Origin of the sequence: Enterococcus sp. AZ167 (assembly GCF_051714025.1) — a bacterium.
Classification (GTDB): Bacteria; Bacillota; Bacilli; order Lactobacillales; family Enterococcaceae; genus Enterococcus_D; species Enterococcus_D casseliflavus.
On sequence record NZ_JBIORB010000001.1, the window covers coordinates 1,713,952 to 1,728,229 of the forward strand.

At 44.5% G+C, this 14,278-nt stretch carries 12 protein-coding genes; 3 read left to right on the top strand and 9 right to left on the bottom strand.

Translation table 11 applies throughout. The annotated features are described in order from the left end of the window. Nucleotides 1-77: 77 nt before the first annotated feature. Nucleotides 78-596, bottom strand: coding sequence for a hypothetical protein (locus IGJ05_RS08040; protein ID WP_266166781.1), 519 nt, complete (start codon nt 594-596; stop codon nt 78-80). Between the two features lie 175 nt (nt 597-771). On the opposite strand from IGJ05_RS08040, the gene clpP reads away from it, so the two are divergent. Next, a complete protein-coding gene (gene clpP / locus IGJ05_RS08045; RefSeq protein WP_005225161.1) occupies nt 772-1,362 on the top strand; it encodes an ATP-dependent Clp endopeptidase proteolytic subunit ClpP in 591 nt (196 codons plus the stop codon). A 62-nt stretch (nt 1,363-1,424) separates the two neighbouring features. On the opposite strand, the gene IGJ05_RS08050 is transcribed toward clpP, so the two are convergent. From IGJ05_RS08050 to IGJ05_RS08060, 3 genes are all read right to left on the bottom strand, one after another. Then, nucleotides 1,425-2,018 carry a gamma carbonic anhydrase family protein gene (locus IGJ05_RS08050; protein WP_005231095.1) on the bottom strand — a complete coding sequence of 198 codons (594 nt, stop codon included), beginning with the start codon at nt 2,016-2,018 and terminating at the stop codon, nt 1,425-1,427. 62 nt (nt 2,019-2,080) lie between these two features. After that, nucleotides 2,081-3,838 carry an ABC transporter ATP-binding protein gene (locus tag IGJ05_RS08055; RefSeq protein ID WP_081116793.1) on the bottom strand — a complete coding sequence of 586 codons (1,758 nt, stop codon included), beginning with the start codon at nt 3,836-3,838 and terminating at the stop codon, nt 2,081-2,083. Next, nucleotides 3,835-5,568, bottom strand: a complete 1,734-nt coding sequence (locus IGJ05_RS08060; protein ID WP_010747462.1) for an ABC transporter ATP-binding protein — start codon at nt 5,566-5,568, stop codon at nt 3,835-3,837. Before IGJ05_RS08060 ends, IGJ05_RS08055 begins: the two co-directional genes overlap by 4 nt. Before the next feature lie 401 nt (nt 5,569-5,969). Between IGJ05_RS08060 and IGJ05_RS08065 the strand changes: the two genes are divergently transcribed. Beyond that, the gene (locus IGJ05_RS08065) at nt 5,970-6,182 is read left to right on the top strand and encodes a DNA-directed RNA polymerase subunit epsilon (RefSeq protein ID WP_005225157.1); all 213 of its coding nucleotides are present in this window, start codon (nt 5,970-5,972) and stop codon (nt 6,180-6,182) included. A 1-nt stretch (nt 6,183) separates the two neighbouring features. Next, entirely contained in the window at nt 6,184-7,863 is a 1,680-nt protein-coding gene (gene rnjA, locus IGJ05_RS08070) for a ribonuclease J1 (protein WP_005225156.1), read from the top strand. 142 nt (nt 7,864-8,005) lie between these two features. On the opposite strand, the gene IGJ05_RS08075 is transcribed toward rnjA, so the two are convergent. The 5 genes from IGJ05_RS08075 to IGJ05_RS08095 form a co-directional block, all read right to left on the bottom strand. Further along, nucleotides 8,006-8,206: a cold-shock protein gene (locus IGJ05_RS08075; RefSeq protein WP_005225155.1), complete on the bottom strand. Its 201-nt coding sequence runs from the start codon at nt 8,204-8,206 to the stop codon at nt 8,006-8,008. 199 nt (nt 8,207-8,405) lie between these two features. After that, on the bottom strand, nt 8,406-9,098 hold the full coding sequence (gene radC / locus IGJ05_RS08080; protein ID WP_005225154.1) for a RadC family protein: 693 nt from the start codon (nt 9,096-9,098) through the stop codon (nt 8,406-8,408). Nucleotides 9,099-9,180: 82 nt separating this feature from the next. Next, nucleotides 9,181-9,855, bottom strand: a complete 675-nt coding sequence (locus IGJ05_RS08085; protein WP_081116795.1) for an HAD family hydrolase — start codon at nt 9,853-9,855, stop codon at nt 9,181-9,183. Then, nucleotides 9,848-11,161 (bottom strand): bifunctional folylpolyglutamate synthase/dihydrofolate synthase, encoded by a 1,314-nt coding sequence (locus IGJ05_RS08090; RefSeq protein ID WP_081116796.1) that lies wholly within the window; start codon nt 11,159-11,161, stop codon nt 9,848-9,850. Before IGJ05_RS08090 ends, IGJ05_RS08085 begins: the two co-directional genes overlap by 8 nt. A gap of 147 nt (nt 11,162-11,308) precedes the next feature. Then, nucleotides 11,309-13,954, bottom strand: coding sequence for a valine--tRNA ligase (locus IGJ05_RS08095; protein WP_074934637.1), 2,646 nt, complete (start codon nt 13,952-13,954; stop codon nt 11,309-11,311). Between the last annotated feature and the right edge of the window lie 324 nt (nt 13,955-14,278).

Genomic DNA, 14,278 nt, shown 5'->3' on the forward strand with positions numbered 1-14,278 from the left:
GTGATCAGTTAAAAAAGCGCAACCGTCGATACTCTGGTTTGGTTGCCTTAACCAAGGAAAACGGCTGACCAGTAGAATCAAATCTTTTTTGAAAAATAGGTCAACGGTTCGCTCGTCATGTTTTTCATTTGGGTTTTACGCTCATTGACCATTTCAACCAATTGATCAAGGAAATTTTCCATAATGATCCGACCGCCTTTATAGGTATACCCACCGATTTTAACAGTTTCCTCTGGGGATAAAATCACCCGACGTGTTCCGATTTTTTTGAAAAATTCTTCCAAGAAAAAATTCGGTAGATAAAAACTGTTTTGCGCCGCAAAAGATTGTAGATAGGCAAAATCATCGATGGTGATATAACAGTCGTCAAAGGCATCAAAGCTGACATACTCATCCATCAGCATGACCCGTTTTTGTAGAATCTCACTGATTTTTTGATTCAATAAAACCAACGTTTCGATTTCTTTGACTTTATGCTCCAACAAACGGCGTTGTTTTTCTTTTTGTTCCTCATACCGAATGCGTAAATTAAAAATGATGGTTACTAACAATGCGCCCACTAAGACGCCGATCAAACCTGCTATTGCTACTGCCATTCTTCGATCCTTCCTCATTCCTTTTTTCATATTGTATCATATTTGAAAGTTTCGCAAAAAAGATAACGAACTTTTTATTTGACCTTTCTTGACCTAATCGGTATACTATCTCTTAGATATTGCGAAAACTTTATGCTAAACTATATCTATAACGATTTTTAGGAGGACTATCACTATGAATTTAATTCCTACAGTCATTGAACAATCATCTCGCGGTGAAAGAGCGTATGACATCTATTCTCGTCTATTAAAAGACCGGATCATTATGTTGAGTGGTCAAGTAACCGATGACTTAGCAAACTCGATCATTGCTCAGCTTTTATTCTTGGACGCGCAAGATTCTGAAAAAGACATCTACTTGTACATCAACTCGCCTGGCGGAAGCGTTACTGCTGGTCTAGCGATCTTTGATACGATGAACTTTATCAAAGCCGATGTTCAAACCATCGTTATGGGGATGGCTGCTTCTATGGGTTCATTCTTATTGACCGCTGGTGAAAAAGGCAAACGCTTTGCGTTACCAAATGCAGAAATCATGATCCACCAACCATTAGGTGGCGCCCAAGGTCAAGCAACTGAAATCGAAATTGCTGCCCGCCACATTTTGGCAACCCGCGAACGTCTGAACAAAATCTTGTCAGAACGTACTGGTCAACCAATCGAAGTGATTGAACGCGACACCGATCGCGACAACTTTATGACCGCACAAGAAGCCAAAGATTACGGCCTAATCGACGAGATCATGGAATCAAACAAATTGAAATAAGCTTGCATAAAAAAAGGTGTACGAAGCAATTCGTACACCTTTTTGCGTCTTTTGGTTCGGCGTCAGACTTCACCATATTCGCCCTGTTGGTAAGCATACCCATTTTCCACGTAATGCGTGATGTTTGCCTGATTTTTGGCGATTTCTTCCTCTGTCAACGGGCGGATCACTCGTGCAGGACGACCAAACGCCAACACATTGGGCGGAATGACGGTTCCTTCCGTTACTAACGAACCAGCACCTAACAAACTATTTTCACCGATCACTGCATGATTCAAAACAATCGAGCTCATGCCGATCAGCGCCCCTTTTTTGATGGTACAGCCATGAAGCATACACTGATGCCCAACTGTCACATCGTCTTCCACGATCGTCGGGGCATCGTGATCAACGTGAATGATCGTTCCATCTTGAATATTGGTACGCGCGCCGATTTCGATGCGATTGGCATCGCCTCGAATCACTGCTTGAAACCAGACCGTACTCTCTTTTCCTAGAGTCACGTTTCCTACGATCGTCGCATTTTTCGCCACAAAACAAGGTGTTCCTTGCAACGAGGCTGGCGAAACTGTTTTGTGGGTTTCATTCCCTGATTGTTCTTTGTCCATCAACTTCTCCTTCCAATCCATAAACGGATCAGCGCTTTCTTTTTTCACTATAGCACCACCCTTGCGACAATGCAAAAAGAGCGCCAGTCAGACTGGACGCTCTTTTGGGTTTACTCGGCTTCTTCTGAAAATTGACTTTGGTACAGTTGGCTATAAAAGCCGCCAGCTGCCAACAAGGTCTCGTGATTGCCTTTTTCAATGATCGACCCTTGATCCATCACTAAGATCAGATCTGCTTCACGAATCGTTGACAAACGATGGGCGATCACAAAGCTGGTACGACCTTCCATCACTTTATCCATTGCTTTTTGAATCAGCGCTTCTAAGCGGGTATCCACCGAACTGGTGGCTTCATCGAGAATCAAGATCTTCGGATCAGAGATGACTGCCCGAGCGATGGTCAACAATTGTTTTTGCCCCAAGGAGACATTGTCCCCTTCAGAATTGATGATCATTTCGTAGCCGTCTGGCATCGTGCGAATGAAGTGATCGACGTTGGCGGTTTTCGCTGCATCAACGACTTCATAATCGGTGGCATCTAATTTCCCAAAGCGAATGTTGTCGCCGATCGTGCCTTCGTACAACCATGCATCTTGTAAGACCATCCCAAATAGTGACCGAACATCGTGACGTTCCATTTTCTTCGTGTCGATGCCGTCGATCTTGATGGCCCCTTCATTGACATCATAAAAACGCATCAACAAATTGATCAAAGTGGTTTTCCCAGCACCTGTTGGTCCCACGATCGCCACGGTTTGTCCAGCTTTGACTTCAAAGTTCAAGTCTTTGATCAACGGTTTTTTCGGATCATAGGCAAAGCCGACATGTTCAAAGGTCACGTCGCCTCTGATTTGTTCTGGCAATTGGATATCCGTTTGATTGACTGGCTCTTCTTCCTCATCTAGGATTTCAAAGACCCGTTTTGCTGCTGCTGAGGCACTTTGCAAGACGGAAGACAGCTGGGTAATGTTCCCCATTGGCTGACTGACTTGCCAAATGTATTGAATGAACGCTTGCAGCTGACCAACAACGATCACGCCGCTGATCACATAAAAGCTCCCCATGACTGCCATTGCGATATAGGTAAAGTAAGCGGTCATTTGCACCAGCGGCATCATCAATCCTGACACAAAGGCAGAACGAAAGCCGTAATAGCGCAACTGGTGGTTAACGTTTTTAAACCCTTCAAGTGTTTGCTTTTCCCGTCCATACACTTTCAACACACTGAATCCAGTCATGTTTTCTTGTACGTAGCCGTTCAGATCCCCTAACGCATTTTGCATGCCTTGGAAGTCTTTTTGCGACTTTTTGACGATCGTGCGAGAAATCAATAAGGAGGCTGGGATCATGATCAATGAAACCAACGCCATGTAGGTATTGATGTAAAACATCATGGAAACCGCCATAACGATTCCTAAGAAGGCATTGACGATCCCGATCAAGGCTTGCTGCATTGCACCGCTGACGGCATCCACGTCATTGGTCACCCGTGACAGGATATTCCCTTGTTGGTTGCGGTCGAAGTAAGAAACGGGCAAACGATTGATTTTTTCTTCAATGTCTTGCCGCAAATCTCGCATCGCAGATTGGACAACGTTGGTGATCAGCAGCCCTGACATCAATTGTGAGAAACAGTAACCGACACCAACGACTGCGATCCAGATCAAGCAAAGGATCACGTAATCAAAATTAACGCCTTCGCCAGTGGCGATGTTGCGGCTGATCTCTGTCGTCGGTAATCCAGAAACATACGGCATTGCCGCATTGAAGCCGACGGTTGCAACAGTAAACAGCAAGACTAGGATAAATTGTACTTTGTACGGTTTGATGTAAGCACCTAACCGTTTTAAAGAAGAGATTGCTTTCATTGTGCCAACTCCTCCTCTGATAATTGTGACGCCGCAATGTCGTAGTATACTGGACAAGTTTGCAGCAGTTCTTTGTGGGTGCCGATGCCAACCACATCGCCTTCGTTCAAGACGACGATCTTATCGGCATTCATGATCGTTCCTACTCGTTGAGCAACGATCAAAACGGTCGATTCTGTGGTTTCTTTTTTCAAGCGTGCCCGCAATTTTGCATCCGTTTGGTAATCCAATGCAGAAAAACTATCATCAAAAATATAGATCTCTGGTTGGCGGATCACCGCACGGGCAATCGCTAGGCGTTGCTTTTGTCCGCCAGAGAAGTTGGTTCCGCCTTCTGCCAAGTGAGCATCAAAGCCATCTGGTGTGCGAGAAATGAAATCTGCCGCTTGCGCAATCTCGGCTGCTCGTTCCAGCTCTGCTTGCGTGGCATCTTCTTTCCCATAGCGTAGGTTTTCTGCGATCGTCCCTGTAAATAGCAACGCTTTTTGAGGGATAAACCCGATCTTGTTGCGCAACGTCGTTAAGCTGTAATCCCGAACGTCAACACCATCCACCAAAACTTGGCCTTCACTGACGTCGTAAAAACGTGGGATCAATTGGATCAAGGTTGATTTTCCACTTCCAGTACTACCGATAAACGCCACGGTTTCCCCTGGTGAAGCGGTAAAGCTAACATTACGGATCACTGGACTTTGAGCATGTCCTGGATAAGCAAAGGTAACATTTTTGAATTCCAAGAAGCCTTTCGTCTTAGTTTCTGTCACTGGCTGTTCTGGCTCTTTGATTTCAGAAGTCGCATCTAACGCTTCTTGGATTCGGCGCGCAGAAACGGCCGCTCGTGGATACATCGTAAAGACAGTCGCAAACAGCATGAAAGAAAACAGCGCATGGAAGATGTATTCGATAAATGCAATCAAGTCACCGACCTGCAGTTGCCCTTGATCGATTTGAATACTTCCCGTCCAAATAATCAAGATCATCACGATATTGAATAAGAAGAAAAAGCCCGGTTGTGCCGTTGCCATCAAGCGAAACAAGCTGCGAGAACTAGAAGCATAGGCTTGGTTGACTTTGCCAAAGCGTTTTTCTTCAAATTTTTCATTGACGAAGGCACGGATCACTCGTAAACCAGAGAGATTTTCCCGCAAGATGCCATTGATTTTATCTAGATTGGCTTGTTGTTTAGTGGATAAGGGTTCCGAGATTTTGGCAATGGCGATGACGGCCATCAGCAATATCGGCAATGCCCCCAAAACATACAACCCTAGTTGTGTACTTGTCCGCATGACCATGTACAAGCTGACCACAAACATCATGGGTGTCATCAAACCTGTCCGTAAGATGCTTTGCATAAACAGCATGATTTGATACGCATCATTGGTCACACGGGTGATCAATGATGAAACCCCGATTTTTTCATATTCGGTATGTGAATAGCCTTGGACTTTTTCAAAAAGATCGTCACGAATATCTGCCACAATGTTAGTGGTGATACGTGACGTGAAATAGCCTAACAAAATGTTCATCGTGATCCCCACAATGGTGATCGCGATCATCGCCGCACCCATTTTCCATATGTAGTCGCGATCACCAGCGGCGATCCCTTTGTCGATCATTCTTGCCAATAACGTCGGCAAACCTAATTCAATCAAAATAAAACCAAAAACACAGATGAAATTAAAAACCAGCAGTTTCTTGTTTCTCATCGTGTAGTGCCACATTAATTTCAAAAAATCCCCTCCTTTTTTACTTCATTACTTCTACTATAGCATAGGAATATTCTTATTGTAATGCACTTTCAACGAAAAAAAGCAAACTTCAGCGATAGTCCTTTCATTTTCTTTCAGTAAGCCTTTTCAAAATGACGTGTTTCTATACTTATTCGTTTTTCTGTGATAAACTAGGGATACTTGTAGTGGAACGACTTACAAACCCGGTGAATTTTTTATGACGACATTTGGAAAGCAAAGACGAGGCTTTCTCTTTTTTCTCACAACGATTGTCTGAAAAAAGCATGCAGCGGCTCTCGAAGCCTTCTTTTCAGGTCACTTTATTCGGACCTCGATTTTGTGATGCAGCGAATTCATCAACCAAATAGACTACTGCGAAAAGCAGATAAAGGAGAAAAGATATGATTTACAAAATTTATTACCAAGAAACAAAAGACCGCAACCCAAAGAGAGAACAAACCCACTCTTTGTACATTGAAGCAGACGATGCAGTGATCGCACGCCGTCTGGTTGAACAAAATACCCCATACAACATCGAGTTCGTTCAAGAACTAGATGAAAAACATTTAGCTTACGAAAAAGAAAACGCTGATTTCAAATTAGCGGAGTTTTAAGATGAAAGTTTCGCTGAAAAATAATGAGACTGGCGTATTCGGCGTCGGTGGACTTGGCGAAATCGGAAAAAACTGTTATGGGGTTCAATTCCAAGATGAGATCATCTTAATTGACGCGGGAATCAAATTCCCCGAAGATGAACTGCTTGGGATCGACTATGTCATTTCCGATTATAGCTACATCGTTCAAAATTTACCGAAAGTCAAAGGCTTGATCGTCACTCATGGTCACGAAGACCATATTGGCGGAATCCCTTACTTGTTGCGGGAAGCCAATATCCCGATCTATGCGGGACCCTTGGCACTTGCTTTGATCACCAACAAATTAGATGAGCATGGCTTATTGCGGGATGCGGAATTACACGAAATCAATGAAGATACGGTGATTCGTTTCCGTAAAACATCCATCAGCTTCTTCCGAACGACCCACAGTATCCCTGATGCTTTAGGTGTCGTTGTCAAAACGCCTTCTGGCAATATCGTCGCAACTGGCGATTTCAAGTTTGACTTTACGCCTGTGGGCGAACCAGCAAACTTGCACAAAATGGCAAAAATTGGTGAAGAAGGCGTCCTTTGCCTCCTTTCCGATAGTACCAATGCAGAAATTCCGACCTTTACCAAATCAGAAAAAACGATCGGCAGCTCGATCCAAAAGATTTTTGAAAAAATCGATGGTCGGATCATTTTTGCCAGCTTTGCCTCCAACATTTTCCGTCTCCAACAAGCTGCAGATGCGGCGGTTGCGACTGGACGTAAAATCGCCGTTTTTGGACGCAGTATGGAAAATGCGATCGTCAACGGACAGCGCCTTGGCTATATCAAGGTGCCAGATGGAACCTTTGTGGAATCTCATGAGATCAACCGTTTGCCTGCAAACGAAACCATGATCCTTTGTACGGGTTCTCAAGGAGAGCCGATGGCTGCTTTGAGTCGGATTGCCAACGGGACTCACCGTCAAATCCAAATTCACCCAGATGATACCGTGATTTTCTCAAGCTCACCGATCCCAGGAAATACCACGAGTGTCAATCAGCTGATCAACTTGTTGTTGGAAGCTGGCGCAAACGTGATCCATGGCAAATTGAACAACATCCATACTTCTGGTCACGGTGGCCAAGAAGAACAAAAACTGATGTTGCGTCTAATGAAGCCAAAATTCTTTATGCCTGTCCACGGGGAATTTCGGATGCTGAACATCCACACCCAGTTGGCACAAGATGTCGGTGTACCAAAAGAAAATTGTTTCATTATGGAAAATGGTGACATGTTGGCCTTAACAGCGGATACCGCTCGCTTGGCTGGTCATTTCAATGCCAATGATGTTTATGTTGACGGCAGCGGTATCGGTGATATCGGAAATGTCGTCTTACGAGATCGTCGCATTCTTTCAGAGGAAGGCCTCGTCTTAGCAGTCGCGACAGTCGATGTAGCGAAGAAAGAAGTCCTTGCTGGACCAGATATCCTTTCTCGTGGGTTTGTTTATATGCGGGAATCTGGCGAGATGATCAACGAAGCACAGCAGATCCTCTTCCGTGCATTGCGGGAAGTCTTGAACCAACCAGACCCAACAGAACACAAATTAAGAGAAGCGATGTCTTCGGCGTTACAGCCATTCCTATTTGAAAAAACCGAGCGTCATCCAATGATCCTTTCGATGATCATGACGCCGGACGATTTATAATCTTACATGCAAGGGCAGTTCTCAGGTTACTGAGAACTGCCTTTTCCTTTCCGTTATAAAAAGAAAAAAAAAGACCATCGAATCGATGGTCTTTTGGGGTTTTTGATTTCAAAGTGCTCTTACTGGCAGTTTGTTTGAAAGCTTACGCTTTGTTTACGTTAACTGCTTGAGGTCCACGATCAGAATCTTCCACGTCGAAAGTTACTGCTTGACCTTCTTCTAAAGTTTTGAATCCTTCACCTTGGATCGCTGAAAAGTGTACAAATACGTCTGTACCGTCTTCGCGAGAGATAAAACCAAACCCTTTTTCAGCATTGAACCATTTTACTGTACCTTGTTCCATTAAAAAAAACCTCCTCGTGCATAAGCACTTAATTGTGTGTAACATTGCCTTTGTGCGATAGAGGCCTAACGTGCGTTTCAACATCTATTCAGCAAACAAAATTACAATAATATTTTACACTTGCCCGTATTTTTTTGCAAGACAGACGATTAGACAATTCACCTTTATTTTTAATAATGTTCGCAAACTCGGCTTATTTTCACACGTCTTCCTGTTGCCACAGCCCCTCTTCTCGCAAACTGACATAGGCATTGTCGCCAATGATCAAATGATCCAATATGTCGATCCCCATCAAGTCTCCGCACTTGATCAAGCGGCGTGTAAACAGCAGATCTGCCTCTGAGGCTTGGGGACTGCCGCTGGGATGGTTGTGGACGACGATCACTCGGGCGGCACTGTAGCGTACCGCCCAATGAAAAATCTCCCGTGGGTGAGCGATCGACTGATTCAACGATCCGATGAAGATCGTTTTTTTCTGAATGATCTCATTTTTCGTATTCAAATATAGCCCTAGTAAATGCTCTTGACGACAATCCTTCAACTCTTGGATCAACTGATGGGCGATCGCCATACTAGAGTTGACCTTACCGTACTTTGGTTGAGCGGAGCGCTGGATTCGCACACCTAATTCAACCATCGCTTTGATCTCGATGGCTTTGATTTGTCCGACGCCGCGAATTTCTTGTAATTCATCGATCGTCGCTTGCTTTAGTTCATACAATTCTTGAAAACGATTCAAGACACTGGCCGCTAATTCGAGGACATTCAGAGGACGTGAGCCAGTTCGCAGCAAAATGGCCAATAATTCTTGATTCGAAAGGGCATCCACTCCATATTCTACTAAACGCTCTCGGGGAAACGAGCTTTGGGGAATCACTGTTTCATTGATCATAAAAAAACTCCTTTGCGTCGGTCTAATAAAAGATACGCAAAGGAGAGAGTATTTCATGAATCAGGTGCGCAAAAAATCACAGTTAGATTGAAAAGGCGGTTTCTAGAAAATCTGGGACATCCTCTAGTGATGGTAAGACTTTCAAGACTTTTTCTTCAATGATGGTCGTCGGTGCGATCAAATCGGGAATCATAATGACTGAGATCCCTGCCCCATGAGCAGCATGAATACCGTTAGCCGAATCTTCAAGGATCACCAATTCTTCTTTTGGTACCGCCAATAATGCGTGGGCTTTTTCAAAAATCTCAGGATCTGGTTTTGCCCGTGTGACATCATCAAAGCAGACTATCTCAGGAAATTCCGCCGTTAAGCCTGCTGCTTCCAGCAAGGTATCGATCACTTTGCGCTGGTTGCTAGACGCCAACACTCGGGGAATCTTTTTCTCATCAAGATAATGCAATAACTCGTAGATGCCCGGCTTCAATTCAGCCTCGCCCCGTTGGAACATTTCCAGCGTTTGCTGAAAAGCCGCTTGGATAAAGTCTTCGATCATTTGATGGCCAAAGGCTTCGTCGAATCGCTCATGGTAAGCTGCCCAGACTTCTTCATCCGAGACCCCCACATAAGCTAAATACAACTCTTTTGTATAGGGAATCCCCATTTGATCCGCCACGATTTGAGTTGCTTGGTAATAGAGCAGCTCCGTGTCAAAAATCAAACCGTCCATATCGAAAATCACACCACGTAACTTAGCCATTTCTTCCTCCTATTGCCAACAACAATTCACGAACTTCTGAAACAAAATACAACGATCCTGTCACCAGCAGCAAATCTTCATTGGTCATTTTTTCTAATAATTCTGCCAAGCCAAACTGCCATAAAGAGACGGTTGAGATTCGTTTTTCATCGAGTTCCTGATAGCCGTCTGCTAAATGCAATGCTTTTGGGAAATCAAAGGTCGTTAAATAAATCTCGGCTTGCGGAATTGCCAGCAATTGCTGAAGCATCTCATTGACGTTTTTGGTTTCTAAGGCTGAGAACAGCACATGGATGCGATAGTCGCTGAACTCTTCTTTCATCGTATCCACCAAGCGAGCCATGGCATGCACGTTATGGGCGCCATCGATGATCACCAGTGGTTCACTGCTGATTCGTTCCATTCGGGCGGGCCAATAGGCCTTTCTTAGCCCATTACGAATTTCTTTAGCTGAAAATGGCAGCTGCCGCAGGTCGCAATACAGACTGTACAATTGGATCGCAACACCGGCATTTTCTGGTTGATGGCGGCCTAACATCGGTGTTTTCAAGCCTTTGATTTTGCCATGCTCATTTTCAAAATCAAACAATTCGCCCCACTCTTCATCAGGATGACGATAGGTCACACGGTACTCTTCCCCTGCATGATACGCAGGTGCCTGTGCTTCTGCAGCTTTCAAATCGATCATCGAAAGCGCGCTTTCAACGATATTGCCAGTCACAAGGGGAATTTGTGGCTTGATGATCCCCGCCTTATGGGCAGCGATTTTTTCAATGGTATCGCCTAAGACATCCATATGATCCATGCCGATCGTCGTGATCGCTGTCAACATCGGGGAAATAACGTTGGTACTATCTAAAAGTCCCCCTAGGCCAACTTCCATTATCGCAACATCGACGTTTTTTTCTTCAAAATAGCCTAATGCCATGGCAGTAATGATCTCAAACTGAGTGATGCCCGTCAAGGTTTCATCACGATCGATTTCAGCAACCAGCGGCTGGATTTTTTCCACCCAAGCGACCAAATCCTCATCTGATATAAATTGTCCATTGATTTCGATCCGTTCATTGAACGCTTCAATGTGCGGGGAAGTAAAAGTCCCCACTTGCTGCCCAGCTTCTTCTAAAAGACTGCGCAAATAGCTGACGGTTGATCCTTTGCCATTCGTGCCGGCGATATGGATCATGGTTATGTTTTTTTCAGGATTGCCCATTCGTTTTAATAATGCTTCGACACGCATCAATCCGGGTCTTTGCCCAAATGCCAAACGCGAATGGATCCACGCTGTTGCTTCTTCGCTTGTCATCTCCTTCACCTCGCTCTTATTTTATCAAAAATCACACAGCTTTCCCAATTTCTTTCCTTTAAACGAGAAATTTGTTTGACGGTTTCTATCGATTACGCAAAAACAAGCATCTACAAGAGATGCTTGTTTGCAGACAGTCGACGCTTCCTATTGAATCGTGCGCAATTGCTCGATCCGTTCTTGGACTGCTTTTTGTTTTTCAAGATAATCGGCTTCTTTGCTGCGTTCTTGTGCTACGACTTCCTCTGGTGCATTGGCAACGAAGCGTTCATTTGCCAATTTGCCTTGTACCCGTTGAACTTCTTGGGTGAACTTCGCTAGTTCTTTCTCCAAACGCGCGATTTCTTCTTCAATGTTGATCAACCCAGCTAGCGGCAAGTAGATCGTCGCGCCTGATAGGATGGCTGACATCGCCAATTCAGGGGCTTGTAAGCTGTTAGAGATTTCTAGTTCTTCTGGATTACAGAAGCGTTCGATATAGTTTTTGTTGGCGATCAAGAATTCTTCGATCTCAGGCTCATTTGCTTGGATCAGCAAAGTGATTGGTTTCGAAAGTGGTGTGTTTACTTCTGCACGGATGTTTCGAACCGAACGAATCAATTCTTTCAACACTTCCATCCCTTGCGCCGCTTTTTCATCGGTCCATTCTGGTGCCACTTGTGGATACTCAGCAACAACTAATGATTCCCCTGTATGCGGCAGTTTGCTCCAGATTTCTTCTGTAACAAATGGCATGATTGGGTGCAACAAGCGTAAAATTTGATCAAGAACATGGACTAAGATGCTCTTATTGACTTGTTTCGCTGCTTCATTGTCACCGTATAAGGTTTCTTTCGACATTTCAATGTACCAGTCACAGAAGTCATCCCAGATAAAGTTGTATAATTGACGACCCGCTTCCCCAAATTCGAAGCGTTCAAAAAGGTCAGTGACTTTTTCAATCGTTTCATTCAAGCGCGTCAAGATCCAACGATCCGCCACTGATTTTTCACCAGAAAAATCAATGTCTTCAGCAGTCATTTCGCTGACATTCATCAAGACGAAACGGGAAGCATTCCAAATTTTATTGATGAAGTTCCAAGCGGCATCCATTTTCTCATAGCTGAAACGCACGTCTTGCCCCGGTGCAGAGCCATTTGATAAGAACCAACGCAATGCATCGGCACCATATTGTTCAATGACTTCCATCGGATCGATCCCGTTTCCAAGAGACTTACTCATTTTGCGACCTTGTTCATCACGGATTAATCCGTGGATCAAGACATTTTCAAATGGTCGTTTGCCAGTAAATTCCAAGCTTTGGAAGATCATACGGCTTACCCAAAATGCGATAATGTCATAGCCAGTCACTAATGTATTGGTTGGGAAGTAGCGTTGGAAATCTTCATTGGTCTCATCTGGCCACCCCATTGTTGAAAACGGCCATAAAGCAGAACTAAACCAGGTATCCAATACGTCTGGATCTTGCTGCCAATTTTCGGCATCCGCTGGCGCTTCAAGTCCTACATACATTTCTCCCGTTTCTTTGTGGTACCAAGCTGGGATTTGATGGCCCCACCACAACTGACGAGAGATCACCCAGTCATGGACATTTTCCATCCAACGTAAGAATGTTTGGTTGAAACGTGGCGGATAAAAGTCCACCGCATCGTCGGTTTCTTGGTTGTCGATGGCTTGTTTTGCTAATGGCTCCATTTTTACGAACCATTGTGTCGACAAACGAGGTTCGACTACTACGCCTGTCCGTTCTGAGTGCCCTACACTATGGACCATTTTTTCGATTTTGATCAGACGACCTAACGCCTCTAAGTCTTTCACGATTTGCTTACGAGCAGCAAAACGATCCATGCCTGCATAAGTACCTGCTAAGTCGTTCATTGTTCCGTCATCATTCATGACATTGACCCGTGGTAGGTCATGGCGGTTACCGACCTCAAAGTCATTCGGGTCATGGGCAGGAGTGATTTTTACGACCCCAGTTCCAAATTCTTGGTCCACGTACTCATCTGCGATGATTGGGATCTCTTTATTGACCAAAGGCAAAATCACTTTTTTACCGATCAATGCTTGATAACGTTCATCTTCTGGATGAACCGCGACTGCTGTATCCCCCAGCATCGTTTCTGGACGAGTCGTTGCGATCTCCACCACACCGCTGCCATCTGCTAATTCGTAAGACATATGGTAAAAAGCACCTTCGATGTCTTTGTGGATCACTTCAATATCAGATAATGCCGTGCGGGCTTGCGGATCCCAGTTGATGATGTACTCGCCACGATAGATCAAGCCTTTTTCATATAGCGTCACGAAAACTTTACGGACCGCTTCGGATAATCCATCATCTAATGTGAACCGTTCACGGCTATAGTCTAGAGATAAACCTAGTTTCGCCCATTGTTCCCGAATGTGACCGGCATATTCTTCTTTCCAATCCCATACTTGTTCAACGAATTTTTCCCGACCAAGGTCGTAGCGAGAAATCCCTTGTTCCCGCAGCTTTTCTTCTACTTTGGCTTGGGTAGCGATCCCGGCATGGTCCATACCTGGTAGCCATAAGGTGTCATACCCTTGCATCCGTTTTTGACGAATGATGATGTCTTGTAACGTGGTATCCCAGGCATGACCTAAGTGCAATTTTCCTGTTACATTTGGTGGTGGAATCACGATAGAATAAGGTTTTGCTTCTTTGTTGCCGCTTGGTTTAAAACGGTCATGTTCTAACCAATCTTGGTAGCGCCCCGCTTCTACTTCTTGGGGATTGTACTTGGTGGATAGATTTTCAGTTTCTGTCATTGTTGGTCCTCCTAAAGTTACGTTTTTTAGACGTAATGGTTGGTGTGGTTTTTTTGTGCCTGTTGCTGGGTAAAGCGTGACAATGTTTGAATCGTTCAGGATTAGTGCCGTGGTAATTATCAGCTGTTTGTTGACGCCACGCTTGTTATTCGTAAAAAAAACGTTGCTTACAGAGGTCAAGGCACACTTCCGTGATCCGCTATTGTGTCTTAGGGCTTTTGGCAAACGATCTGGCTCGCTTCGTGAACCAATTTTGATGACTTCGAGTACTGTTCATCATCTGCTCTGTCCCACTTTGTGGGCCACTCGCAGTGATTCACAGCA

Coding starts and splice junctions, on each gene's coding strand:
- IGJ05_RS08040 (WP_266166781.1), bottom strand. CDS start 596: ATGGCAGTAGCAATAGCAGGTTTGATCGGCGTCTTAGTGGGCGCATTG.
- clpP (WP_005225161.1), top strand. CDS start 772: ATGAATTTAATTCCTACAGTCATTGAACAATCATCTCGCGGTGAAAGA.
- IGJ05_RS08055 (WP_081116793.1), bottom strand. CDS start 3,838: ATGAAAGCAATCTCTTCTTTAAAACGGTTAGGTGCTTACATCAAACCG.
- IGJ05_RS08065 (WP_005225157.1), top strand. CDS start 5,970: ATGATTTACAAAATTTATTACCAAGAAACAAAAGACCGCAACCCAAAG.
- rnjA (WP_005225156.1), top strand. CDS start 6,184: ATGAAAGTTTCGCTGAAAAATAATGAGACTGGCGTATTCGGCGTCGGT.
- IGJ05_RS08075 (WP_005225155.1), bottom strand. CDS start 8,206: ATGGAACAAGGTACAGTAAAATGGTTCAATGCTGAAAAAGGGTTTGGT.
- radC (WP_005225154.1), bottom strand. CDS start 9,098: ATGATCAATGAAACAGTGATTCCCCAAAGCTCGTTTCCCCGAGAGCGT.
- IGJ05_RS08085 (WP_081116795.1), bottom strand. CDS start 9,855: ATGGCTAAGTTACGTGGTGTGATTTTCGATATGGACGGTTTGATTTTT.
- IGJ05_RS08090 (WP_081116796.1), bottom strand. CDS start 11,161: ATGACAAGCGAAGAAGCAACAGCGTGGATCCATTCGCGTTTGGCATTT.
- IGJ05_RS08095 (WP_074934637.1), bottom strand. CDS start 13,954: ATGACAGAAACTGAAAATCTATCCACCAAGTACAATCCCCAAGAAGTA.